The sequence below is a fragment of the Cyclobacteriaceae bacterium genome, from assembly GCA_025808415.1.
Taxonomy (GTDB): domain Bacteria; phylum Bacteroidota; class Bacteroidia; order Cytophagales; family Cyclobacteriaceae; genus UBA2336.
Genome location: CP075525.1, coordinates 3,337,461 through 3,361,948, shown reverse-complemented (window position 1 = coordinate 3,361,948; position 24,488 = coordinate 3,337,461). Strand labels below are relative to the sequence as shown.

Sequence of the window (24,488 nt, the reverse complement as noted above, 5' to 3'; positions counted from 1 at the left end):
TTCGTCCTTTAATACCGTAATAGATACTCCGATACCCCGGAATAGTTGCATCTATGACGTTAAAAAATCAAAAAATGTTACAAAAGGCCGATTACTGAGTGGAATTGCCCGTTAGGTTCCCTGTTTCTTTTTGAATTTTTCATAATTGATAAAGAAGTCCTCCAGTCGTTCAACCGGAAGTTTCTTACCAATGATTTTTTTCTTGTCATCCAGAATATATATCGTGGGTGTAGTCATGGCATCGTATAAGTCGTGGTAGGAGCCAACATAGGTGCGCGGGCCATTCACCGTAATCCATTTCATGTTCATGGTTTTTATGTAGTCGCGCATTTTTTGCATGGAAGTGTCGGCACTTACAGCAAACACCTCCAGGTCGAACCTGGCTTTGTTTTTCGTATAGAAGTCAACCAGTTTGGGTGTTTCGGTTTTACAATGTCCGCAGTCAGGATCGAAGAAGTAGATAATGGTGTATTTGTTTTTGATGTTATGCAAGTTTCGCGGTTGCAGGGCGGCATCCTGCATAATCAGGTTGGGGGCGGTAATGCCAATCAGGCTTTTGCGCAATCGGTCGGCATGGTCTTTTAAATTTTTCTTTAGCCGGTCGTTTACCCAAAAATCCATTTCGCCTGAAGCAAAGTATTTATCGTTCAGGTAAACAAACAACTCGTCCAACCCCATAAATTCCGGGGTCTGGTATTTCAGCATCAGGGTCCAAACCAAGTACTTATAGGTTTCCGGGTTTGGTTTTGCGCGCGTAATAAGCGGTTCGATGGCTTTTTTCAAGGTGTCGACCTGGGGTGCGTAAAGTTTGTCGAGGTACTCATTTATCTTTTGGCTGTAAATGGGTTGAGGCAAACGGATGAGGGCATCATCACTGATGTCGAAATTATCGAAGAAGTGTTTGCGATAGTAGCGCAGTTGAAAAGTGGAGTCTATGCTGCCATCTGCTTTTTTCGGAGGCTCGGGTATATCAATTCGTTTGGTGCTTTTAAGCAATCGGGCAGTCATGGTTTTTGGGTGCATGGCAATCAACTCGTTTTGGTAGGCCATAACTTTATCGTTGATTTTGCCGAACGCATCGCGGGCTTCCTTCTTTTTGGCTTCGTCTTTTAGCGTAGTGTCCTGTACTATTTTAATGTAGGGATCAGCTTCTTTGTTTCGATCCAGGTTAAAGTGCATGTTTTCAAAGAAGAGTTTGTTGTCAACATCATTTTTTACCACCATGTTTTTTATGTAGTCGGTAGTGTTTGTTTCCATTGAAAAATACTGGTTGACGCCAACGGCAAAATCAAAAAGCCGGGTTTTGTCGAGCACAATAAAGTAAATGCCTTGTGGAAGCGTTTGCTTATTATCGAAAACAAACTCGCCTTTGTTGTTTACGCGTGCCGTATCCCGCACGTAGGTGCTTTCGGCATAGTAATAGCCCAGGTAAACGGTGGTATCTTTAAGGCCGGTAATTTTAAAACGCAGTTCATAGCCGGGTTTGGTCTGTGCGAATGTTTTACCAGCACTTAGGACTACCAGCATTGCAATGATCCATAACCGCATATCCTTCACTTTTTTAGTTTTCAATATTATTACTAATTCTGGTTTGAGGCAATTTACATGCCGTTAACCCGGAATAAACGTTGATGCGCTTCGTTCAGTATGCGTAACCTGTTTAGGACCGAATGGCTTTAGTTCCCAAGCTTAATTTTTTTAGTTTTGCCCCTTACTTGAACTATGTCGTTAAGCGTTCAGCACCTTACCAAACTTTACGGGCAACAAAAGGCCGTTAACGATATTTCCTTTAACGTTAGGGCAGGTGAAATTGTGGGCTTTCTGGGGCCTAACGGGGCAGGCAAATCTACTACCATGAAGATCGCCACCACGTACCTTCCTCCATCGGCCGGAAAAATCAAAGTTGAGCATTGGGATGTTACCGAACACCCCATGAAGGTGAAGCAAATCATTGGGTACCTGCCTGAACATAATCCACTTTACCTCGACATGTACGTGCACGAATACCTTCGTTTTATCGGCAGCCTTTACGGCTTGCGCGGAACAAGTTTGAAGAAACGGGTAGGAGAGATGGTGGAGCGCTGTGGCCTTGAGCAGGAGCAATACAAAAAAATTGAAATGCTCTCCAAGGGGTATCGGCAGCGGGTGGGGTTGGCGCAGGCGCTTATCCATAACCCTAAAGTCTTGATATTGGATGAGCCCACTTCCGGACTGGATCCGAACCAGTTGGTGGAAATCAGAAAACTTATTAAAGATGTAAGTGCTGATAAAACAGTTATTTTCTCTACCCATATTATGCAGGAAGTTCAAGCCCTATGCGATCGGGTTATTGTTATTAACAAGGGCAGTATTGTAGCCGATGACCAATTGAACAACCTGCTTGGTAAAAGCGGTAGTTCAACGGTTGTACTTGTTGAGTTTGACCAACCAGTCGGTCTGGATGATCTTCGTGTTGTGCATGGTGTAGTACAGGTGGACAGTGTAACGCCAACAACACTCAGGTTGGTTTCGGATGGCTCAACAGACATACGCCCCGAAATTTTCAAGTTTGCTGCTCAACGGAATATTGCGTTGCTGGGATTGAAGGTGGAGGAAAATTCGCTGGAGAATATTTTCAGGTCGTTAACCACAAATTCAGCTGAGGCATGATCCATATTCTGGTTAAAGAGTTCAATGGTTTCTTAAATTCCCTCATCGCCTATATCGTGATTGGTGTGTTTCTTACAGCCATTGGATTGTTAATGTGGGTGTTTCCTGAAACCTCGGTACTGGAGTACGGCTATGCCGATATGGATACCCTTTTTTCGCTGGCACCATACGTGTACATTTTTTTGATACCAGCTATTACCATGCGCAGTTTTTCGGAAGAGAAACGGGCAGGAACAATGGAGTTATTACTCACCCGGCCACTTTCCGATTGGGATATCATCATCGGAAAATACCTGGCAGGCTTCATGTTGATTATTTTTTCAATTCTTCCCACCCTTATTTATTATTTCTCTATTCGTTTATTGGGCGATCCGCAAGGTAACATTGATACTTCGGGTGTAATCGGATCGTACATAGGTTTGATTTTACTGGGCGGTGTATTTTGCTCGGTGGGTATATTCGCTTCCTCCATTACGCCCAATCAGATTGTAGCCTTTATTATGGCTGCCTTTTTATGTTTTATTGTCTTTACGGGTTTTGATTCTATCTCTACTATTAATGTTTGGGCATCCAATGCCTTATTAATAAAGCAGCTTGGTATTCTGTATCATTATGAATCCATGGGCAAAGGATTGATAGATAGCCGGGATCTGATTTATTTTTTCAGCGTAGCGTTTGTCTTTTTGCTGTTCACCAAACTTGTTATCAGCTCACGGTCATGGTAAATCTGAAAGGCAAAAAAACAGGCGATCTACTTCTACTGGCTAATGGCCTGGTGCTGATTATTCTTTTAAACCTGGTCAGTGCAGATCGTTTCTTTAGAATCGACCTTACGGAAGAAAAGCGATTTTCCATTAAACCACAAACCAAGGCTTTGCTGAATAGCCTGGTTGATGATATCTACATTGAAGTTTACCTGGAAGGCGACCTTAACGCCAGTTTCAGACGACTGAAAAATTCCATACGTGAAGTGTTGGATGAGTTCAGGATATACTCCGGCAACAGAGTCAAAGTTACATTTGTTGATCCATCGGCTGCGATGAGTCAGCAAGCGAGGAATGAATTTATGGAAGCGTTGGCCAGGAAGGGCGTAACGCCTACCCGATTGGTTGATCGGAAGGATGGACAGACTTCTGAGAAATTAATTTTTCCGGGTGCCGTATTGTCGTATGGTGGAATGGAAACCGGTGTAACATTATTAAAAGGAAATAAGGCCAGAAGGCCGGAAGAAGAAATCAATCAATCTATTGAAGGATTGGAATATGAATTAGCCAATGTCATTTACAAACTCACCAATACAGATCGGAAACGGATCGGGTTTTTGCAGGGACATGGCGAGTTGGATAGCTTGGCGGTGGCCAGTTTAAACAATGCCTTACTGGATGTTTATGATGTGTATAAGGTTAACCTTCAGCGCAAGCCGGTTTTAAAAGATTATGATGCGCTGATTGTTGCAAAGCCAACACGCCCCTTCAGTGAGCAGGATAAGTATAAGCTTGATCAGTATATAATGAGCGGTGGGCGTGTGCTGTTTTTATTGGATAGGCTGGAGGCCACTATGGACAGCGCTTCACGTGAAGACTATTTTGCATTTCCCTACGAACTGCGCCTGGATGATTTACTCTTTAAATATGGTGTGCGCATCAATGCCGACTTAATTCAGGATAGAACTGCTGGTATGTATCCGGTAATTACCGGAGAGCAGGGGGGGAAGCCGCAGTTGCAACTTATGGATTGGCCATTTTTTCCGCTGATCAACCGGTATGCGGATCACCCGATTGCCCTTAACCTTGATGCGATCATGGTGAAGTTTGTCAGCACCATCGATACGGTAAAAGCTGACGGTATTATAAAAACTCCGTTAGCATTCACATCAGCTTTTTCACGCAAAGTGACTGCGCCCGTTCCGGTAAGTATTAATGAAATCCGGAGAAATATAAAGCCCGAAAGTTTTTCTTCCGGCAATTTGCCGGTTGCGTATTTGCTCGAAGGCAAGTTTACCTCTGTTTTTAAGAACAGATTTTTGCCGGAAGGAGCAGAGCAGTCGGGTTTTAAAGCCGAAGGTTCGCCATCAAAAATTATTGTTGTGTCCGATGGTGACATCGCGCGTAATGATATTAATCCGCGAACCGGTAATCCGCAGCAACTAGGCTTAGATCCGTTTACCAACTACACATTTGCCAATGAGGAATTTTTGCTGAATGCCATTGCCTGGCTGGTGGATGAAAACGGATTGATTAAAGCACGTTCCAAAGAAGTGAAAATCCGTCCGTTGAATAAAGAGAAAATCCGGACGGAAAAAACAAAGTGGCAAGTAATTAATTTAGTGCTGCCAATAGTGGTGCTGATGGTGTACGGCATGTTGTTGATGTATTTACGAAAACGAAAATTTGCTGCACGGTGAGCCATCAGGAAAAATATAATAGGAACCTGTTAATTTCCCTGCTTGTACTGGTAGTGGTTACACTGGTATACGTTGGCTTTTACAAACGCGATCGCTCTGTAGTTGATACCAGTGCATTTCAGCTTACTGATTTTACCACGATAAACGAAGTGACGTTGGAGCGCGGACAGCATAAAACCACCTTAAACTTTGATGGCGTGCGCTGGAACGTGAACGGAGAACTTGCGGATCGAAACCTTATTGATGTTTTGTTCGCCACGCTACAGCAAGCCCGACCGGTACGCCCTGTGGCACAGGCGTTGAGGGATTCGGTTAACCGTATTTTAGAAGCTTCGGCAGTAAAAGTAAGTTTACGCAGCGATGACCAAACACGCCTTGAGTTTTTAGCCGGGGGCAACGCACGAAAATCAGAGGCGTATTTTAAACGTGCAGGTGATGACGCTGTTTATGTCATGGTTATTCCCGGCTACCGTGTGTATGTTTCCGGAATTTTTGAACTGGACAAGAGTGGATGGAAAGACAAGCGTGTCTATCAACTCAACTGGCGGAATTTTCAACGCCTGGAAACAACATTCCCTGAATCTCCAAAGGATGATTTCAAGGTTAGCCTCATTGAAAATTATTTTTCGATTGAAAACATGGCGGCTGTGGATACCACCAAATTGAATGACTACCTGGATGCAGTATCCCTGCTTATGGTAGATGAGTACCTGGCGGACAATGAAGTGTATGAAAATCTCATCAACACCCCACCACAGGTGAAGATTACTGCCTACGACATAGGGGGCCGGTCGTATTCCCTCGCCCTGTATCAAACGGGACCAGTGGCGGGTAAAAAATATGGGCTTGTTAACCAATCACAACTCGCTTATTTCGATCTAAAAAAACTGGAAGCCATCACCAAAACGCGTTCTTCCTTCGCACCAAGCCGGTAAATTTTCAGTGCGCTAAATCTGCTTTTGGCGCGTTTCCATTATTGCCTTTTCTTTATAACTTTACCGCGTTTAACCACTAACTCAACAACCACGAAATGAAGTTCATTGTTAATTCTGCTTACCTGTTGAAGCAGCTTTCCAATATCAATGGCGTAATCACCACCAACCCGGTAGTGCCTATACTTGAAAATTTTTTGTTTGAACTGGAAAAAGGAAGTCTCACGGTAACCGCTTCCGACCTTCAAACTTCCATGATCACCGAATTGCAGGTGGAATCCAAGGAGAAGGGCAATATTGCCGTTCCGGCCCGCATTCTTTTGGAAACCCTGAAGAACCTGCCCGAACAACCCGTTACGTTTTCTATTGACGAATCGACCTACAGTGTAGAAATAATTTCAGATAACGGCCGCTATAAGCTGTCCGGTGAAAATGCTACCGACTTCCCGAAAGTGCCGTCTGTCAGCAACGATTTCTCAGCTGAGATTTCCTCCGATGTTTTAGCCCGTGCTGTAAACAATACGATTTTCGCTACCAGCAATGATGAACTTCGCCCTGCCATGACAGGTGTTTATGTAAACCTGGGCGAAAAGAATGCAACGTTTGTGGCTACTGATGGTCACCGGTTGGTACGCTACCGCAGAACAGATATTAAATCCGATAATGGCAATGCTATTATTATTCCGCGTAAAGCATTGAACTTATTAAAGGCTACCTTACCGGGAGAGAATACGCCAGTGAGTATCGATTTCAATTTATCGAATGCCTTTTTCAAGTTCGGCAACATCCGCATGATCTGCCGCCTGATCGATGAGCGTTTCCCGGACTACGAAAACGTAATCCCTACGCAAAACCCGATTAAGATGACCATTGGAAGATCAGAAATACTAAGCGCGCTTAAACGTATTTCTATCTATGCCAATAAAACCACTCACCAGGTAAGGTTAAAGATTACCGGCAGTGAGTTGCAGATTTCAGCGGAAGACCTGGATTTTTCCAACGAAGCCAACGAACGCCTATCGTGTGAACACGAAGGCGATGATATTGAAATTGGGTTCAATGCCAAGTTTTTAATTGAAATGCTTTCCAACCTGGATGCTGACCAGATTAAACTAAATATGTCGGCACCGAACAAGGCAGGTGTTATCTTCCCTTCCGAGCAGGACAAGAGCGAAGATATTCTCATGCTGGTAATGCCGGTGATGTTGAATCAATACGTTTAACGATTTAACAGAGCAAGGTTCAACACCGTTATAGCGGATTTTGAACCTTGCTTTTATAGTGCCCCCCGCTTTCCAATTTCTATAACCTCCATGTTTCTTATCGCCATTTGCGTGAGTTCAAAACGTAGCAACGTTTTCATGTGGTGAAATCCATGGTTGCCCGCTGCCCCCGGGTTCAGGTAAAGCATATTATTATACTTCGGATCTTTCTTGATGCGTAATATGTGCGAGTGGCCACAGATAAAAATATCGGGTACACGTTCCGTTAAAATTTTCATGACCCTGGGATTATAATTTGGAGGGGCACCACCAATATGGGTCATCCATACGGTAAGTCCTTCTACCCTAAACCAGAGATCTTCAGGAAGCTTTGCCTGAAGTGTGCGGTCATCAATGTTGCCGAACACCGCCCGTACAGGTTTGAACGCCTCCAATTGCTGAAGTAAGGTCGCATCGCCAATGTCGCCTGCATGCCAAACCTCATCACAGTCTTTAAAGTGTTCGAAAATGGAATTGTCTAAAAAACCATGTGTATCTGACAGGAGACCGATTTTCATTTAAATCAATAAAAAAGTGCCTTTGGTAACGACAATCTTGCCGGTTGTAAAGATTGGCAATTTTTTAACAATCCGGATGCAACCATCACCCGGGTGATCAAGTATCTATACAAGCCCAACAAACCTCATGAAATACCTGGCCGCCCATCTTACGTGTTTATGCCTCGCTGTATTCGTACCCGACTCGTTTGCAATCGACAAAAGGGAATTCAAGACCAAACGTGTAGAGGATGCACCTCGCATTGATGGCATATTGGATGACCAAGCCTGGCAAGGGGGTGGCGAACAAATGCAGTTCTTTCAGTTTTCGCCAAACAATGGCAAACTTTCAGACTTTAAAACAACTGTGTTGATGGCCTATACGGATCGGGCCATTTATGTGGCTGCGCGCATGTATGATCCGGAACCTGATAAGATTTTAAGGGAATTTGGCCTGCGCGATGATGGCGACCGCAATGCAGATGCATTTGGTATTTTAATCGATCCGTATAACAGCGGTATTAATGCGTTTTCATTTTTTGTGACTGCAGCCGGTGTTCAGGCCGATTTCTTTTTGACCGGAAGTAACTTTGACGCCAGTTGGGATGCGGTTTGGAAAAGCGCCAGTAAAATTGACGAATACGGGTGGACGATTGAGTTTGAGATCCCGTATTACGCCATTCGTTTTCCCAGGCAAGATGAGCAACAATGGAGCATAAATTTTTATCGAAGGGTAATGCGCATCCAGGAAGAATCGTACTGGAACTATATTGATAACGGCATACAGGGAACGGTAAACCAATTCGGTACACTTACCGGCATACAAAACATTGCGCCCCCATTGCGCCTTTCATTTTCACCATACACAACTTCCATTTACACACACGATGGTACTACCAACACCGGCAAGCTTTCGTTTGCAGGAGGTATGGATTTAAAATATGGGTTAAATGAAAGCTATACACTTGACATGAGCCTGATACCGGATTTCAGCCAGGTTCAATCCGATAATATCGTGTACAACATTTCAGCCTTTGAAGTTCGGTTCAACGAAAACCGTCAGTTTTTCACTGAAGGGACTGAGCTGTTCAATAAATCAAACCTGTTTTACTCGCGTAGGATTGGCCAATCGTTTGGATCTGTTACCTACGATAGCGAAACCGAAGAAGTGGTGAACCGACCAACCGGGGCTAACCTGATCAATGCCACCAAAATTTCGGGCCGCAATAAAAAAGGGCTTGGACTTGGTTTCTTTAATGCTATTACCAACCGCACGTTTGCCAAAATCCGCAATATTGAAACGGGCAAAACCCACGAACAACAGGTTGACCCGCTTACTAATTTTAATGTGTTGGTCGTTGATCAAAACCTGAAGAACAACTCCAATATAAATTTTACAAACACAAGTGTCATCCGTGGCGATGGTGGCCGCGATGCCAACGTAAGTGGGTTACGGGTTAGTTTGCGTGATAAAACCAACACCTACCAGGTAAGTTCATTTGCCTCTGTAAATGCAATTATAAAGCCGGCAGAGAAAACCGATGTTGGCTATAAGTATTTTTTTGAGCTCGCAAAGATAAGCGGTACCTGGCAGTATGGTATGGGGCGCGTAGTGGAAAGCGATAACTATAATATCAATGACCTTGGTTTTTTACAGGCACCAAATGAAATATCACATTATGGTTGGTTGCGTTACAGCATCCTTAAACCAAAGGGCATCATTAACACCATGCGTACAACACTTAATTTGTTTCATGAAAATCTGTACGAACCAAATACCTTCACCTCATTTCAGTCGGGGGTTAATGTAAATGCACAGTTTAAAAATTTTTGGTGGGCAGGCTTTAATGTGAACGGTAGGCCCTTGTTGAGTTACGATTACTTTGAGCCCCGTGTTAAAGGGTACTATGTAGCGTTGCCCCAGAGTTATAATTTTAATTTTTGGGTGGAAAGTGATAGCCGAAAACCCTTGCAGGTTAATGGCTATACGGGGCAATGGCACAGGCCTGAGTGGGAGCAAACCTTTCGATGGTGGGGTACATTTTTACGCTACCGTGTAAACAATAAGCTTTCTTTTAATACCGAGATCAACTATGAACGGGGCGATGGGCGGGGGTTCGCCACTAAATTGTACGATGAAGAGGGTAATCTTTCAGATATTATATTCGGTGCGCGCGATGTTTTAACAACCAGCAACATCGTTGGATTGAATTATACCTTTAACAATAAAATGGGCTTGACACTTCGTGTTCGCCACTATTGGTCAAAGGTAAGGTATGAGAAATTCTTTACCCTTGGTACTGATGGTAAACTCAATGATACGGACTACGAGGGTTTAAATTCAACCGGATCACCAGCGCATGATGCTAACTTCAATGCCATGAACGTGGACCTGGTTTATTTCTTTCAGATAGCCCCGGGGTCGTTCCTGAATTTTGTGTGGAAGGATGCCATTCAGACGTTTAGCAACAATACGGCTCCGGATTACTTTGCCAATGTGCGTGACGTGTCACGATCGCCACAGGTAAACAGTGTTTCCCTCAGGTTAACTTATTTTATTGATTACCTCACCTTGAAGAAAAGCATTTCCCGCAGTTAAAAGTATTACAACTTATCGTGGTAAGCCTTGAGTTTACCGTGAAAATCAGGGGTTGGCATAGTGAAGTTTTAGTAACGGCCAGTGCGCTTATATATTTACCGTTCACTAAAATCGTATACGACCATGAACCGGATTATTGCAACAACCCTTTTCGTGATGATGTGCGCAACGTTGCTGGCCAATGAGCCAGGCCAGCAAAAGCCTGGTTTGGCACAGCAAATGCAAGCCATTCGTGAACAATCACAATTTGTTGAACCCTTTCGTATGGTAAAAGCCTACCAGGTAGAGAATTTCTGGAAAGCTGTTCAGGATACTTTGCGTGAAAAGGATGAGGCACTGTTGGCTGTTCAAAACCGTGTTGCAGGTTTTGAAAATGAAATAGCCAGGCTGCAATCAACTATTGATCAAAAGGAAGTTTCTGCTCAGGAGGTGCAGTTTGCCGCTACGCATATCTCGTTTGTGGGTATGGACATTGAAAAGGGAAAATTTATCTGGATGGTCGTGGTTATTCTTTGTTCCATGCTGGCCCTTATGGTAATTGCCTATTTTGCCTTTCGGGTAAGTTTGCGTTCAGCTTCAGAAGCCCGGAATTTATACGATGAATTGAGCCATGATTTTGATACCTATAAGCGGAACACGGTGGAGAAGGAAGTTAAGCTTTATCGCGAATTGCAGGATTACAGAAACCGCCTTACCGAATTAAAGAGCGCCTGACTTTATTGGTAAACACGAACGTAATCAACCTCCATGCGCTGCGGCCAAATGGAATCATCAACACCCTGCATGCCACCCCAGTTGCCGCCTACGGCCAGGTTCATAATCAGGTGAAAGCGTTTGTCGAATGGCCAGCGCCTAAAATCGTCAGCGGGGTCGCGCGTTACGGTGTGGTATAACTGATCATCTACAAAAAAATCAATTTTGTTTTCCTGCCAGTCAATAGCATAACGGTGAAATTCATCCTGGCAATCGGGAATGGTTATTGTACCTTCTTTTTGTGTCTGGCTGAGGTGATTATACTTTTGCGTATGGATGGTTCCGTGAATCACGCCCGGGTCAAACCCCACGTGTTCCATAATATCAATCTCACCGCTTGCAGGCCAACCCCCGTACAACCAGTCGGTTGAAAGCATCCAGATGGCCGGCCATGTACCTTTGCCTCGTGGAAGTTTAGCGCGTACCTCAATACGTCCATACAACCAATCGCCTTTTGTTTTAGAAACAATGCGTGTTGAGGTGTATGGTTTTCCACCAAGGGAATCCTTGTGGGCTTCAATAATCAACACTCCGTTCTCAATCCGAACATTTTTTGGATTATTCGTATAGAATTGAAGTTCGTTATTTCCCCAACCACAAACATTTGGGCAGCCATCCCCCAGGTCATAATTCCATTTGGTGGAATCAGGTGAACCGGAATAGTTAAACTCATCGGACCAAACCAACGTATATTGTTTCTTGCAACCTGTTAAACTGCCGATAAGCATACACAGGATGCCAGCAACTAAAATTTTCATAGTGTTTATTTAAAGGATCAATAAATATCTATAATTTTCACATCTATATGCGGGAGCCCAGACGTTGCGGAGCAAGTCTGGATGCAGACAAGGCAAAGCCTTCGTCTGCATAGCTCAATAATGAGTCCCTATTTAATGAAAAGCTCTCTTAAAGAAGAGAAAATAAGCGGGAGTAGCTCAGTTGGTAGAGCGTTGGCTTCCCAAGCCGAAGGTCGCGGGTTCGAGCCCCGTTTCCCGCTCAGCGTACTTAAAGAATTTATTGATTTAATTTGTTTTTTGTTTTGGATTCGCGACCAAGGTCGCGCCTGCCTGCCGGCAGGGGTTCGAGCCCCGTTTCCCGCTCATTATCCGTTGCCTTGCTTTCAAATCAATGAACCGAATCGATCGCCTTACTGCCATTTTAATTCAACTTCAAACCAAAAAGGTTGTAAAGGCGCAAGAGATAGCCGACCGTTTTGAAATTAGTTTACGCACGGTTTACCGTGATGTGCAGGCATTGATGGAAGCTGGTGTTCCCATTGGCTCGGAGGCCGGGAAGGGGTACTTTATTGTTGAGGGCTACCATCTTCCACCGGTTATGTTTACCCAAGATGAAGCCAGTTCGATGTTGCTGGCGGGTAAACTGGTTGAAAAGATGGGCGATAAATCGGTGCGGCAAGCGTTTGATTCGGCTTTGCAAAAAGTAAAGGCAGTATTGAATGAAACCGAAAAAGACCATATTCAAAACCTGGAGCCTCACATTGAAATTTACTTGCGCTCGCGGTACGAAAATCGTGAACGCGATGGTTTCCCGGACCACTTCCTTACTGAGATTCAACGTGCGCTGGCAAAAAAGCAGGTTTTGATTATTGATTACTGCAACAATAAAGAGGAGGTAACCAAGCGTGAAATTGAACCAATCGGCATCTTTTATTACAGCATGACATGGCATTTAATCGGCTGGTGCCGGTTGCGAAAAGATTACCGCGATTTCCGCTCAGACCGGATCAAAAACCTGGAGAATACCGGGAAACCTTTTGAAAGCCGTAACCTCTTGTCGTTGAAGGAGTATTTCAACACAGTATTCCAAAATAACAGTTCGCTTATTCGTGTGTCGGTATTATTTGATAAAGCAGTATTAGGAGGCCGCCCGATTTTTGGCAGCATTTCACAAACCGACCTGGGCGATACCCTGCGTGTTGAATTTATGATGGATAACCTGCGGCACCTGGCGCATTGGTTGTTGATGTATGGTAGTGCTGTAAAGGTTGAAAGTCCTGATGAACTAAAGAGCATAATGACCGAACTGGCAGAAGAGCTTTATGGGCATTACAAGGCTAATGAAGTGCTGCATTCGTAAAGGGCTATGGTAAGTAATGTCATGGTGCAAAAGCTTGCACTTGCTTTTGATCAGGCGGAGGATAAACCGCATTTTGAAAAGACATCTTTTCGTGTAAAAAATAAAATTTTTGCCACGCTGGATAAAGCTAAGCGCAAGTTGGTTGTGAAGCTCTCAAATGTTGATCAATCTGTTTTTTCCTCCATCGATCGAAAAGCAGTGTTTCCTGTTCCTGGCGGTTGGGGCAAGCAAGGGTGGACAATTATTGAGTTAAAGCATGCCAAAAAGAGCCTGGTTATCGATGCGTTAACAACATCGTATACAAATGTGGCACCTAAAAAATTAGCAGATAAGTACTTACCTAAAGTGTAGGTCTTTTCTCTTGCTATAGGGAATGCACTTCTATTAAAAATTTAAAAAAAATCTTTTCCTGTTGCCACAGGGCTGTCACCGGTCAATCGTTTTTTTGGTGTATGATCCAGGCGAAATCACCTATGTCTGTTACCCGAAAGGTACTTTTGATTGCCGGAGTTCTGGTTGGGGTTCTTATTACGGTGATTTTGCTATCTGAATCGCTAACATTTTAAACCATAGTTATGCAGGTAATTGTACTCGCCACCTCTGTTCAATCACCACTTCAGGTGAAATCGCTCGTGCCAGTGCTCAACGAATTGGCCGGTCAGGGAAACTGGAATTTTGCGTTAGATGACATAGACCGGGTGCTCCGCATTGTATCCGATACGGTTAAGCCGACCGATGCCGTTAAACTTTTGCGAAGCTGGGGTATTGAGTGTAATGAACTGGAATAAAATCTATCGGTATGCGAAAAGTAATTTTGGGAGTAGCCGTGAGCCTCGATGGCTTCATCGAAGGCCCGAATGGTGAATACGATTGGTGCCCACCTCCAACAGGTAATGAAATGAGTGAATTTTTAGATGGGATTGATGTGGTGTTTTTTGGGCGCAAGAGTTATGAATTATTTGGCACAGCCGAGTATGCCAGCAAAACCTGCTATGTGTTTTCCAATACCTTGAAAGCTGTAACGGGTAAAAATACGCATCTTCTTAGTGGCGATATAGTGAGTGCCGTAAAGAAAATCAAAGCAGAAGAAGGAAAAAATATTTGGTTATGGGGTGGTGCCAGCCTTACAACCACATTTATAAACAACGCCTTAGTGGATGAATTGTGGCTTGGCCTTATACCGATTGTGCTGGGAGAAGGTAAGCCATTGTTTCAGAATGTTAAACAGCGCGAACATTTTGAGTTTATGGAAGTAAACAATCAGCACAGCTATCTTTCGATGAAACTTCGCTACAAAGGCTGAGGAGGTTTCCATTATCTTTATGCCCATGACCATGGAGGAAAAGGTGCAAGCCGTTGAGTATGTTTTTGAAAAGCTCGATCAGGAAATTTCACAGTTTCAAAATTGGTCAGGCTTGCAGTGTAAATGGGGGTGTGGCAAATGTTGTTTCAAGCCCGACATTGAAGCTACAATTCTCGAGTTTCTTCCGTTTGCACATGCATTGCATCAGGCTGGTGAGGCATTTACATGGCTCGAAAGACTAAAACAACCAGGTTCCCCCATTTGCCTGATCCTTAATCCAACTCAATCGGGGGCAGGTTTATGCACTCAGTACAAACATCGCGGGTTGATTTGCCGCCTTTTTGGGTTCTCGGCACGCACCAATAAACATGGAAAAAAGGAATTGGTCACCTGTGAAATTATTAAAACAGAACAAGCCGATCAGTATACGATGGCATACCATAAAGTTGAACAGGAAGTTGAATCCATACCCGTAATGCATCAATATTATATGCAACTCCATGCAATTGATTATGAGTTGACAAAGGTTTTTTACCCGATCAATCAGGCTATTGGAAAAGCCATTGAAACGGTGTTAGCGTACTACGCTTACAGGAATAGTTGAGCCACCGATTGGATTTTTTCAAGGGCTGCCTTGAAAGTGTGTAGCTTTAAAAAGGGCTGAACATGGTCGCCAACTTCAGAAGCTTCACTGCCGGTAGGGTATAACCAAACTACCAGCAAAATGATAACGGCTACCATTATGCCCAACAAAATTGAAAATTCTTTATAGGTAAATTTTCTGTTCACAATCGTGGTTTTTACGAAAGTTGTGCCATTCTTAAAATCACCTGAAACAACCATTTTTTGCCTTTTTGCGGGTGATATGTGTGCGATTATGGACATTCAGTTTCAGTGTTCCGAACAGTAATACCTTGATATTTACAGTAGGTTACCCGGTTTTATGAAAAAAGATTAACCGGGTGATTGAACCTACTTTCATGCTAAATTTGTTGCTTTCGCAGATGAATAATTACAAAATGAACAGGTTTTTTCTTAACCTCTTTAGTACTTCGGTACTGCTCTTAAGTTCTTTTAACGTACCCATGGGCGTTAGCCCCGTAAAGTGGATGACGTTTGAGGAGGCTGTCGAAAGGTCGAAAATTGAAAAGCGCAAAATTTTTATTGATGTGTACACCGACTGGTGTGGTTGGTGCAAAGTTATGGATAAAAACACCTTCAGCGATCCTAAGGTTGCAAAAATCCTGAACGATCATTTTTACCCGGTTAAGTTTAATGCCGAGCAACGCGAAGATGTAGTCTTTGCCGGAAACACATTTAAGTTTATTGATAATGGCCGCAGTGGTTACCATCAATTGGCCGCATCGTTGCTAAACAATCAACTCAGTTACCCAACCGTGGTTTTCCTGGATGATGAGTTCCGCATGATCCAGCCGCTGCCGGGATACCAAAAGCCTGAGGAATTCCACAAAATAATCCAGTTCATTGGGGAGGATCATTATAAAAGCCTTACCTGGAAGGATTGGCAGGTGAAGTATAAATCGCCTTATTAGCCTGCGAAAAAAAAAGCCATATCGGTATAGATATGGCTATCGTAATATTGTTCTGGAAGAAACTAGTCTTTCTTTTCTTCTTTCTTCGTCTTCATAAAGTCAACATACCCTAATGCTGCAGCAAAACCGATAATTACCGCTACGATAGTGATGAAAATGTTGGCTCCGCTTCCGGTATATAAGTCGAACATGGCTTTAAAATTTTGTATGCAAATGTATGGGTTATCGGTTAATCGGTAAAGCTAAATTCAAATAATTTACCCCGTATCATATACCCAGTTCTGTCTTGTTTTGCCGCAAAACATCAATAATAAAGGCAATATGTTCGGTCAGTTCAACACCAAAAAGTTCAGCGCCTTTGTAAACCTCATCGCGTTCAACTTTGGCTGCAAAGGTCTTGTCTTTCAACTTTTTTATTACTGATTTGGGTTCCAGGCTGGCGATGCCATCGGGCCTTACCTGGCAGCAGGCAATGATGAATCCGGTCAGTTCATCGCAGGCCAGCAAACCTTTGTCCAGCGTGTTGGTATACGGAATGTTCCATTTTGTATAATGAGCTGAAATAGCATGGGCAATTTTTTCTTCCCCCAGGTTCTTTAACTTATCAACAATAATAGCAGGGTGTTTATCAGGGAAAGCCTCGTAATCGGCATCGTGCAGTAAACCGGTAATGGCCCATTCTTCCTGCGGTTCGCCAAGCTTTTTGGCGTAAGCCTCCATAACCAGTTCAATACTGCGCATGTGCCGAAGCAGGCTGGTGCTTTGGGTCATGGAATAAAGTATGCTGCGGGCCTCTTCGCGCGTCATTACTTAAATAGTTCTTTGCGCTTGTTCATGTAAATGAAGTTGGCGGCCGCGATAAGCAACAAAAGCCCCAGGATGATCAGTACGATAAACAACCGGCTACTTTTCAGTTGAAGGCTCTTTACTTCGGTTTCCTTTTTCAGGATTTCGTACTGCTTTTCTTTTTCGCTCAGTTCAAGTGCCAATTCCATCTGGGCTATCCTGCGTGTGCTCTCTTCACCATAAACCTGTTCGCGTGCAGAGTCGTACTGCAGCAGTTTTTCGTATGCTTCCCGTAGTTTGCCCTGACGATAAAAGTTGTATGAAGTATTTTTTAAAATATCCGGAACCCCGGTGTTGGCTTGTAACTCAACTGAGAGTTTTAAAGCTTCGTTCAGGTATTGCTGTGCGGGCACAGGCTGGCCGGCCTTGGTGTAGGCAATACCTATATTAGTGATGGTATTGAGCATGCCAAGCTTGTTGTCGTTGGCACGTTCAATTTCAAGGGCGCGCTGATAATACTCAATGGCACGTTGGTAGTTGCCTTGCTTAAAATAAAGAATACCAATGTTGTTGAGCGGGTCAGGAAAAGGTTCATTCATTTTTTCGCTTAACTGGTATGCTTCGGAGAAGAAGCGCATGGCTTTTTCATAAAGTTGAAGGTCGCTGTTGAGGTTGCCCATGTTGTTCATGGAGCCAATAAGCTTTCGCTGATCACCCAATTGAATGAACATATTGTGCGATTCCTCCAGGAACTTCATCGCTTGCCCGAAATCTTTTTTAATCGAGTAAACAGTGGCAATATTATTTTTTGTGGTGGCAATGCCTTCTTTGTTTTGAAGCGTATCATAGATGGCGAGCGAACGAATATAATATTCAAGGGCTTTGTCCAGGGCGCCCTGGTTACGATAGGCAACACCAAGGTTATTGTATGCTGCGGCTTTGCCCCGCTTGTCATTTATGTCACTGGCTAAACTTAATGCTTCCCGTGTATAGCCTATGGCTTTCAAGGGGTCGGATTGGATATAGGCCCGGAAAAGTTCATTCAATGTTTTAACCTTTCGCTCATTACGGGCCGTGTCCAAAACAGCCATTAAACTGTCAATAGCCTGGGCGTCAGCGGCTTGGGTGATCATACTGAAAAACACGAAAAACGCAGTAGCGAACCTCATAGGGGAAGATTTAAAGTATTAAAGTAACGTAAAAAGTGGTAAATCATGAACATTATCCGCTGGGTTTCCCGCTTGGATAAAATAGCTTTACCGGCACCGTGGGGAGCCACAAATTTGGGTAAAATGATGCGAATGAAAAAATTAATCGGAACGTTGGTACTTCTTGTTCTTTTTAACCTTGCCGCACTGGCTCAAACTGAAGAAACGAATATAAAGGAAGTTATTGAACATCTTTTTAGGGGGATGCAATTGGGTGACAGCTCCATGGTGCGCAGTGTATTCCACAAAGAAGTTACCATGGCCACGGTTTATCGAAACCGTGAGAATGCTATTGTGCTCAGGCGTGAATCATCGATCGAAGATTTTGTGAAGTCGGTGGGCACGCCCCGTGCTGATGCATTGAACGAAGAAATATGGGATCTTACTATTCAGCGCGATGGCGATTTTGCACAGGCCTGGTGCGACTACGCATTTTATATTGGAAAAAAATTCAGTCATTGTGGTGTAGATGCCTTTCACCTGTTCAAGACCGAAAACGGCTGGAAGATTTTTCATTTGGCCGATACAAGAAGATCAACAAATTGCACCATACCTCCGGCTATCGGTAATAAGTATAAAAATTAATTGTTGGTTATCATTTTAAACCCACTAAACTATGGCTAAGCAGTTGAGTGCAGCATTTTTCGTTTTTGTGATTTACTCATCCATTGCACAAGATAAAATCACAACGTTTGTATTGATCCGTCATGCTGAAAAGGCCATGGATCAAAGTACAAACGATCCTGACCTTTCGGCTGTGGGTAAAAAGCGCGCCCAACGCCTGGCCGACTTACTTAACGAAGGTGAAGTAAGTGCTATTTACAGTACACCCTTTAAACGTACGCGGCAAACGGTAGAACCTTTGGCCATAAAAAAGGGATTAACCATTCTGGATTATGAGATCAACAAAGAAGAGGAGATTGATAAAATGATTGCGGCATATGCAGGGGGTACTATAGTGGTGGTGGGACATTCTAACACCATTCCGTGGATGGCGAATAAACTGTTGGGTGTACAGAAGTACCATCCGTGGGAGGATGGCGATTACGATAACGTCTGGATAATTTCGGTAGTTGAAAAGGGCAAGTCGGCCAAACTTGTTTGGGTGAATTATTAACTATGTTTTTGATCACGTAGCTATTGATGGTTTAGTGCTTAAGCAGTTAAACACTAAAGCACAAAACAGTCATTAATCACCCATATTTTTTCTGTACTTCACAAGTGTTGCTTTGATTTGCTGGCCGCGTTCATACTTGGTTTTACTTCCAAAAAGGCCAAAGAAAAATCCTCTTCTTGTCCCTTTTCCGGCAACACCGCCACCCGTAGCTGCACCGGTCGTGGTTAAGGAGATGTCGTCAAAAATAATGGCATCCGCGCCTTTTCTTTTTACACGCTCAATAATTTTTTGTTGAACTTTATCAGAACGTTTTCTGGCGCTCACCTCATAAGTAAGTTTTCCCATGATTTCATTCGATTCTTTTACATCGCTTTCGCGGAAATAAATATCAACGTGTGTAGTCTCAGCGTATTCACGGCCGAAGTAAATAATTTTATTTCCACAGCTACAAAGGAGAAGGAACAAGAACAAAACAAGGGCTTTTGATAGTTTCATATAAGGTTTAATCGTTGGCTTGTTAACACCACTAAAATAAAGGTAATACTAAAGAGGATCTGATTTTCTATTGTAAATTTAACAATGCGCATTGGCTTACTGATCATAATACTCTTACGCAGCATACTTGCTGTTGGCCAGCACGAAGACGAACTGCGCAAAAGCATTTATTTCGGGGGTGGCAGTTATTATGTAGACGAGTTTCAGGCTGAAGATCTTTTTCATTGGCTGGACTCCATACCAAACTTATTGGATAAGTACGAAATCCATCTGATCAGCCATACCGACCCGATTGGGGGCCGGCAATACAACGAATGGTTATCAAAAATGCGCAGCCAGGCCGTTCAGGAATTGCTGCTTTTGCGTGATATCCCGGAACATAAAATTTCTGTTAAGGACTGGGGGCTCGATAACCCTGTTTTTCGAAACGATACCCGAAAGGGCATGAGCCTTAACCGAAGGGTAGACGTAATCCTGTATCCGATTATCTTTTAACACTACTGTCCGCTTTCAGACACCTTTTTTCAATAGCGGACGCCACACCGTGAAACATAGCGTTGATTTCTGCGTCTAAGGCTTAAAACTGCCCTTGGCACCATAATTGGCCATTGGGCGCTAACCATCCTGATACATGATAAAACTACGCGACATCGACAAGTTTATTGACTCCCGATTCCAACGCATGTTCATTCTGAAAGGCGTTAACCTGGATGTTGAACAGGGGGAATTTTTGACCATTATGGGACCCAGCGGGGCGGGTAAATCTACTTTAATGAACATTATCGGTATGCTTGATGAGCCTTCTTCCGGTGAATATTACTTCTTCGATCAGCCCGTTCATAAACTAAAAGAAAAGCAGAAGTCGGAGATGCATAAAAACCATATCGGGTTCATCTTTCAGGCCTATCATCTTATTGATGAACTAACGGTGTATGAAAATATTGAAACGCCTTTGCTCTATAAGGGCGTTAACAGCAGCCAACGTAAAAGCATGGTAGCCGAAATGCTTGACCGCTTTAACATGGTGGCAAAAAAAGATTTATTCCCCGAGCAGCTTTCAGGCGGCCAGCAACAATTGGTGGGTATTGCCCGCGCCATTGTTGGCCAACCTAAAATGCTGTTGGCCGATGAACCAACGGGTAACCTTCATTCCGACCAGGGCAAACAGATTATGGACATTTTTCAAAAGTTAAATGAAGAAGGCATGACCATCATCCAGGTAACGCATTCAGAAGAGAATGCCAAACGGAGTAAACGTATTGTAAACGTGGTGGATGGGGCCGTGGTATCAGACAAGAAGAATTAGGATTGAAATAATGGATAAACACATGAAGTTTTTATTACTAACAGCATTTGCATTAACGACAAGCGCAGCTTTCGCACAACAAACATTAACCTACCAGGAAGCTGTAACCATAGCCTTGAAAAAAAATGTTGACTTTAAAGTTCAGCAAAACGAGGTAGAACGTGCCCAGGTGCAGCGCACACAATCGGTAATGGATATGGCGCCCTCGCTTCGTTTCTCAGCCGACTTTTTTGATAGGCGAGGAAGGCAGCAAATCCAAAACCCGGAAACAAACCAGGTTGAATTTTTGGATGTGGTTTCTGAAAATATAGATGCACGGATTAGCGCCAACCTACCCTTGTTTAATGGCCTTAATCGCATCCAAACATTCAGGGCTGCGCAAAGCAACGTAAATGCACAGGAATATGCCCAGGAGCGAACCCGCCAGACTACCATTTTCAACGTGGCACAGCAGTACCTGCAGGTGTTGTTGAGTGAAGAACTATATCGAATCGCGCAAGACAACCATCGAAACCAAACGGAAAACCTCAAACGCATTAAGGAACAGGTAGCATTAGGGGTACTTGCCGGTGTTGATGAGTATAATCAACTGGCTGAAGTAAAACGCCTGGAGTCGCTGATGATACGCGCCTGGAGTAACTATGAAAGTGATAAACTTATTCTTGCACAAACCCTGCAGCTTGAGCCCGGCCTGGATTTTACCCTGGTCAATCCGGGTATGGATATCGGATCAATTTTAAATCTCTCGGTCGATCTGGACGAACTTTATCAAACGGCCATGGCCAGCCGTCCGGACTATAATCAGCAGAAAGAAATTGTGCTACAGCGTACCCGCGCTTTAAGTGCTTTGAGGGGAACGTACACGCCCTCCATATCTGCATTTTACACGTACGGTTCATTTTATAATTCACGCATACCGTTTACACTTAATGATCAGTTGCGTACCGTTAATCCTTACCATTTTTACGGGTTTTCGTTAAATGTGCCCATTCTAAACGGCTTTTCAACCCGTTCCCGGGTTCAATCCGCTAAAATCGACCGGAACAACAGTATGATGCAGGAAAGCAACCTCAAAACGGTAATTTACAGGGATGTGAAAACTGCTTACCAGAATTTTGAGGCTGCCAAAGCCCAATACCTGGCCGCACAGGTGCAACACGAAGCCGCCAATGAAGCCTATAACCTGGAAAAAGAACGCTACGAGCTTGGACTAACGGCTTTTGTTGAGTTTAGCAATGCAAGCAATGCCCTTATTCAGGCCCAGGCGGCCAAAGCCCAGGCCGAATACACCCTGATGTTCCAGGAAACCATACTGAACTACCAGATCGGCCAGCTTAAAACTTGATGGGGCCAAATAGGCCGAAATCATATAATTTTTTACCTTTGCAGCCCTGCTAAGTAAGCAGGGCTTTTTCGTTGAAAATCAGCGAAGAAGCAATGTAAAACAAAGGTTGCAGATGGCTTGCCCGGCCGTTGCAATGTAAACAGGGCAAACACCATACTTATGGCAAAGGAAAAAGCAAAACTGGCTGCTGACGAGAAAGAAGAAATCAAGGCGGTTAAGAAGAAAGTTGTTGAAGACAACACCCCGGTGGAAATTGATGAAATAGACCCACTGGCAGAAGTAAAAGCGCTTGAAAAGGAAGAAATCGAATCAGAAGCTATCCCGGTGGTGGAACTTCGCAAAGCTGTTAAGGCTATGGCCGTTCCGGGCGAGTTCGATTGGGATGCCTACCAAACCAAAGGCTTTGGCGAAGGCTATTCGTTAAGCGAGCGCGATCAAATGGAAAAACTTTATGCGGGCACCGTAACAACGGTTGACAGCGGAGAAGTTGTGATGGGAACCGTAGTGGGAATAAACGACCGCGATGTAATCCTGAACATCGGTTTCAAGTCGGATGGCCTGGTGCCGTTGGCTGAATTCAAAGACATGCCCAATTTAAAAATTGGCGACCAGGTTGAAATCTTCATTGAAGAGCGTGAAAACCTGATGGGTCAGTTAATCCTCAGCCGCAGAAAAGCAAAACTTGTGAAAGGTTGGGAGCGCATTCAAAAAGCATTGGATGATGATGCTGTGATTGAAGGCTTTGTTAAGCGCAGGACCAAGGGCGGTCTTATTGTAGATGTTTACGGTATTGAGGCTTTCTTGCCCGGTTCGCAAATTGATGTTAAGCCAATCCGCGATTTCGATATTTATGTGAACAAGTCGATGGAGGTGAAAGTTGTAAAAATCAACTACACTAACGACAACGTGGTGGTATCACACAAGGTACTTATCGAGAAAGACCTTGAAGAACAAAAGGTAGCCATCCTCAGCAACCTGGAAAAAGGCCAGGTGTTGGAAGGTACCATCAAGAACATGACCAACTTCGGTGTATTCATCGATTTGGGTGGTGTTGATGGATTGTTGCACATCACCGATATATCATGGGGCAGGATTAACCACCCTGAAGAAGTATTGAAGCTTGACCAGGTAGTTAAAGTGGTAGTACTTGAGTTTGATGGTGAGAAGAAACGCATCAGCCTGGGTATGAAACAACTTACCGAGCATCCATGGGCATCGTTGCCGGCCGACATTAACGTTGGCTCGAAGGTGAAAGGCAAGATCGTAAACGTAGCTGATTACGGAGCCTTCCTTGAATTGCAACCCGGTGTTGAAGGTCTTATCCACGTAAGTGAGATGAGTTGGTCGCAGCATTTGCGCAACCCGCAGGATTTCATGAAGGTTGGCGATGAGATTGAAGCCGTAGTGTTGACGATCGACCGCGAAGAACGCAAGATGTCATTGGGCATTAAACAACTTACCGAAGACCCATGGACACGCCAGGATGTGCTTACAAAGTATGCCATCGGTACCCGTCATGAAGGAATTGTGCGTAACCTCACTAACTTCGGTTTATTTATTGAACTGGAAGAAGGCATTGATGGATTAGTGCACGTATCGGATTTAAGCTGGACCAAGAAGATTAAGCACCCCTCGGAGTTTGTGAAGGTTGGTGATAAATTGCAGGTAGTGGTGTTGGAGCTTGATGCCGCAAACCGCAGGCTGGCCCTGAGCCATAAACACCTGGAAGAAAATCCTTGGGATACCTTTGAAACCGTATTTACGGTAGGTTCTGTACATAAGTGCACCGTTATTAGCAAAAACGATAAAGGTGCTGTGTTGGAATTGCCTTATGGTATTGAAGGTTTCTGCTCAACTAAAAACCTGATAAAAGAAGATGAAAGCAAGATTGAAGTAGGCGAGTCACTTGACTTCAAAGTGCTGGAGTTTTCGAAAGAGGACCGCAGAATAAACTTATCGCATAGGGCTACCTTCTCCAACGAAGAAGAGAAACCTGCTGCCAAGAAGAAAGCTACTCCGGCCTCAAAGGGCAAAACCATTGATAAGATCAACCAGGAAGTTGAAAAGTCAACCTTGGGCGACCTGGAAGCATTAAGTGCATTGAAAGATAAAATGAATGCACCCAGGGTTGGTGGTGAATCTAAAGCAGAATAAGTAATATTGGGCATTAGTCACGCAACGT

At 43.8% G+C, this 24,488-nt stretch carries 26 protein-coding genes and 1 tRNA gene; 20 read left to right on the top strand and 7 right to left on the bottom strand.

The annotated features are described in order from the left end of the window. Positions 1 to 111 precede the first annotated feature (111 nt). Entirely contained in the window at positions 112 to 1,548 is a 1,437-nt protein-coding gene (locus tag KIT51_14930) for a DUF5106 domain-containing protein (protein ID UYN86146.1), read from the bottom strand. A 174-nt stretch (positions 1,549 to 1,722) separates the two neighbouring features. Between KIT51_14930 and gldA the strand changes: the two genes are divergently transcribed. The 5 genes from gldA (at position 1,723) to dnaN (ending at position 7,208) form a co-directional block, all read left to right on the top strand. Then, positions 1,723 to 2,649 (top strand): gliding motility-associated ABC transporter ATP-binding subunit GldA, encoded by a 927-nt coding sequence (gene gldA, locus KIT51_14925; GenBank protein ID UYN86145.1) that lies wholly within the window; start codon positions 1,723 to 1,725, stop codon positions 2,647 to 2,649. After that, the gene (gene gldF, locus KIT51_14920) at positions 2,646 to 3,374 is read left to right on the top strand and encodes a gliding motility-associated ABC transporter permease subunit GldF (protein UYN86144.1); all 729 of its coding nucleotides are present in this window, start codon (positions 2,646 to 2,648) and stop codon (positions 3,372 to 3,374) included. The genes gldA and gldF overlap by 4 nt, the downstream gene beginning before the upstream one ends. Beyond that, a complete protein-coding gene (gene gldG, locus KIT51_14915) occupies positions 3,368 to 5,053 on the top strand; it encodes a gliding motility-associated ABC transporter substrate-binding protein GldG (protein ID UYN86143.1) in 1,686 nt (561 codons plus the stop codon). Before gldF ends, gldG begins: the two co-directional genes overlap by 7 nt. Further along, a complete protein-coding gene (locus KIT51_14910; GenBank protein UYN86142.1) occupies positions 5,050 to 5,988 on the top strand; it encodes a DUF4340 domain-containing protein in 939 nt (312 codons plus the stop codon). Before gldG ends, KIT51_14910 begins: the two co-directional genes overlap by 4 nt. Before the next feature lie 95 nt (positions 5,989 to 6,083). Next, positions 6,084 to 7,208: a DNA polymerase III subunit beta gene (dnaN, locus tag KIT51_14905; protein ID UYN86141.1), complete on the top strand. Its 1,125-nt coding sequence runs from the start codon at positions 6,084 to 6,086 to the stop codon at positions 7,206 to 7,208. 53 nt (positions 7,209 to 7,261) lie between these two features. Here the strand turns inward: dnaN and KIT51_14900 are convergent, their stop codons facing one another. Next, positions 7,262 to 7,765, bottom strand: coding sequence for a metallophosphoesterase family protein (locus KIT51_14900; GenBank protein UYN86140.1), 504 nt, complete (start codon positions 7,763 to 7,765; stop codon positions 7,262 to 7,264). A gap of 127 nt (positions 7,766 to 7,892) precedes the next feature. Here KIT51_14900 and KIT51_14895 point away from each other — a divergent pair, with 127 nt between their 5' ends. Next, a complete protein-coding gene (locus tag KIT51_14895; GenBank protein UYN86139.1) occupies positions 7,893 to 10,343 on the top strand; it encodes a carbohydrate binding family 9 domain-containing protein in 2,451 nt (816 codons plus the stop codon). A 123-nt stretch (positions 10,344 to 10,466) separates the two neighbouring features. After that, positions 10,467 to 11,057 carry a hypothetical protein gene (locus KIT51_14890; GenBank protein UYN86138.1) on the top strand — a complete coding sequence of 197 codons (591 nt, stop codon included), beginning with the start codon at positions 10,467 to 10,469 and terminating at the stop codon, positions 11,055 to 11,057. A gap of 2 nt (positions 11,058 to 11,059) precedes the next feature. Here KIT51_14890 and KIT51_14885 read toward each other — a convergent pair whose 3' ends face one another. Then, entirely contained in the window at positions 11,060 to 11,854 is a 795-nt protein-coding gene (locus tag KIT51_14885; GenBank protein UYN86137.1) for a glycoside hydrolase family 16 protein, read from the bottom strand. A 166-nt stretch (positions 11,855 to 12,020) separates the two neighbouring features. On the opposite strand from KIT51_14885, the gene KIT51_14880 reads away from it, so the two are divergent. The 6 genes from KIT51_14880 to KIT51_14855 all read left to right on the top strand — a co-directional run bounded on the left by KIT51_14880 (position 12,021) and on the right by KIT51_14855 (position 15,100). Further along, positions 12,021 to 12,093: transfer RNA gene (locus KIT51_14880), tRNA-Gly, on the top strand. 131 nt (positions 12,094 to 12,224) lie between these two features. Further along, the gene (locus KIT51_14875; protein UYN86136.1) at positions 12,225 to 13,193 is read left to right on the top strand and encodes a YafY family transcriptional regulator; all 969 of its coding nucleotides are present in this window, start codon (positions 12,225 to 12,227) and stop codon (positions 13,191 to 13,193) included. 6 nt (positions 13,194 to 13,199) lie between these two features. Next, the gene (locus tag KIT51_14870; protein UYN86135.1) at positions 13,200 to 13,544 is read left to right on the top strand and encodes an MmcQ/YjbR family DNA-binding protein; all 345 of its coding nucleotides are present in this window, start codon (positions 13,200 to 13,202) and stop codon (positions 13,542 to 13,544) included. A 224-nt stretch (positions 13,545 to 13,768) separates the two neighbouring features. Beyond that, the gene (locus KIT51_14865; GenBank protein UYN86134.1) at positions 13,769 to 13,981 is read left to right on the top strand and encodes a hypothetical protein; all 213 of its coding nucleotides are present in this window, start codon (positions 13,769 to 13,771) and stop codon (positions 13,979 to 13,981) included. An 11-nt stretch (positions 13,982 to 13,992) separates the two neighbouring features. After that, positions 13,993 to 14,496, top strand: a complete 504-nt coding sequence (locus KIT51_14860; GenBank protein UYN86133.1) for a dihydrofolate reductase — start codon at positions 13,993 to 13,995, stop codon at positions 14,494 to 14,496. 31 nt (positions 14,497 to 14,527) lie between these two features. After that, positions 14,528 to 15,100: a YkgJ family cysteine cluster protein gene (locus tag KIT51_14855; protein ID UYN86132.1), complete on the top strand. Its 573-nt coding sequence runs from the start codon at positions 14,528 to 14,530 to the stop codon at positions 15,098 to 15,100. On the opposite strand, the gene KIT51_14850 is transcribed toward KIT51_14855, so the two are convergent. Next, entirely contained in the window at positions 15,085 to 15,285 is a 201-nt protein-coding gene (locus KIT51_14850) for a hypothetical protein (protein UYN86131.1), read from the bottom strand. The genes KIT51_14855 and KIT51_14850 overlap by 16 nt on opposite strands. Before the next feature lie 215 nt (positions 15,286 to 15,500). Between KIT51_14850 and KIT51_14845 the strand changes: the two genes are divergently transcribed. After that, positions 15,501 to 16,049, top strand: coding sequence for a DUF255 domain-containing protein (locus KIT51_14845; protein ID UYN88603.1), 549 nt, complete (start codon positions 15,501 to 15,503; stop codon positions 16,047 to 16,049). A gap of 267 nt (positions 16,050 to 16,316) precedes the next feature. On the opposite strand, the gene KIT51_14840 is transcribed toward KIT51_14845, so the two are convergent. Together KIT51_14840 and KIT51_14835 are read right to left on the bottom strand one after the other, a co-directional pair. Further along, a complete protein-coding gene (locus tag KIT51_14840) occupies positions 16,317 to 16,856 on the bottom strand; it encodes an HD domain-containing protein (protein UYN86130.1) in 540 nt (179 codons plus the stop codon). Continuing rightward, a complete protein-coding gene (locus KIT51_14835) occupies positions 16,856 to 18,004 on the bottom strand; it encodes a tetratricopeptide repeat protein (protein ID UYN86129.1) in 1,149 nt (382 codons plus the stop codon). The genes KIT51_14840 and KIT51_14835 overlap by 1 nt, the downstream gene beginning before the upstream one ends. Positions 18,005 to 18,136: 132 nt before the next feature. On the opposite strand from KIT51_14835, the gene KIT51_14830 reads away from it, so the two are divergent. Together KIT51_14830 and KIT51_14825 are read left to right on the top strand one after the other, a co-directional pair. Then, on the top strand, positions 18,137 to 18,628 hold the full coding sequence (locus KIT51_14830; GenBank protein UYN86128.1) for a nuclear transport factor 2 family protein: 492 nt from the start codon (positions 18,137 to 18,139) through the stop codon (positions 18,626 to 18,628). 31 nt (positions 18,629 to 18,659) lie between these two features. After that, positions 18,660 to 19,160 carry a histidine phosphatase family protein gene (locus KIT51_14825; GenBank protein UYN86127.1) on the top strand — a complete coding sequence of 167 codons (501 nt, stop codon included), beginning with the start codon at positions 18,660 to 18,662 and terminating at the stop codon, positions 19,158 to 19,160. A 72-nt stretch (positions 19,161 to 19,232) separates the two neighbouring features. Here KIT51_14825 and KIT51_14820 read toward each other — a convergent pair whose 3' ends face one another. Then, positions 19,233 to 19,655: a hypothetical protein gene (locus KIT51_14820; GenBank protein ID UYN86126.1), complete on the bottom strand. Its 423-nt coding sequence runs from the start codon at positions 19,653 to 19,655 to the stop codon at positions 19,233 to 19,235. Between the two features lie 84 nt (positions 19,656 to 19,739). Between KIT51_14820 and KIT51_14815 the strand changes: the two genes are divergently transcribed. From KIT51_14815 to rpsA, 4 genes are all read left to right on the top strand, one after another. Then, positions 19,740 to 20,150 carry an OmpA family protein gene (locus KIT51_14815; protein UYN86125.1) on the top strand — a complete coding sequence of 137 codons (411 nt, stop codon included), beginning with the start codon at positions 19,740 to 19,742 and terminating at the stop codon, positions 20,148 to 20,150. A gap of 136 nt (positions 20,151 to 20,286) precedes the next feature. Beyond that, positions 20,287 to 20,961, top strand: coding sequence for an ABC transporter ATP-binding protein (locus KIT51_14810; GenBank protein UYN86124.1), 675 nt, complete (start codon positions 20,287 to 20,289; stop codon positions 20,959 to 20,961). A gap of 22 nt (positions 20,962 to 20,983) precedes the next feature. After that, on the top strand, positions 20,984 to 22,306 hold the full coding sequence (locus tag KIT51_14805; GenBank protein UYN86123.1) for a TolC family protein: 1,323 nt from the start codon (positions 20,984 to 20,986) through the stop codon (positions 22,304 to 22,306). 354 nt (positions 22,307 to 22,660) lie between these two features. Then, positions 22,661 to 24,460, top strand: coding sequence for a 30S ribosomal protein S1 (gene rpsA, locus KIT51_14800; GenBank protein ID UYN88602.1), 1,800 nt, complete (start codon positions 22,661 to 22,663; stop codon positions 24,458 to 24,460). The last annotated feature ends 28 nt before the right edge of the window (positions 24,461 to 24,488 follow it).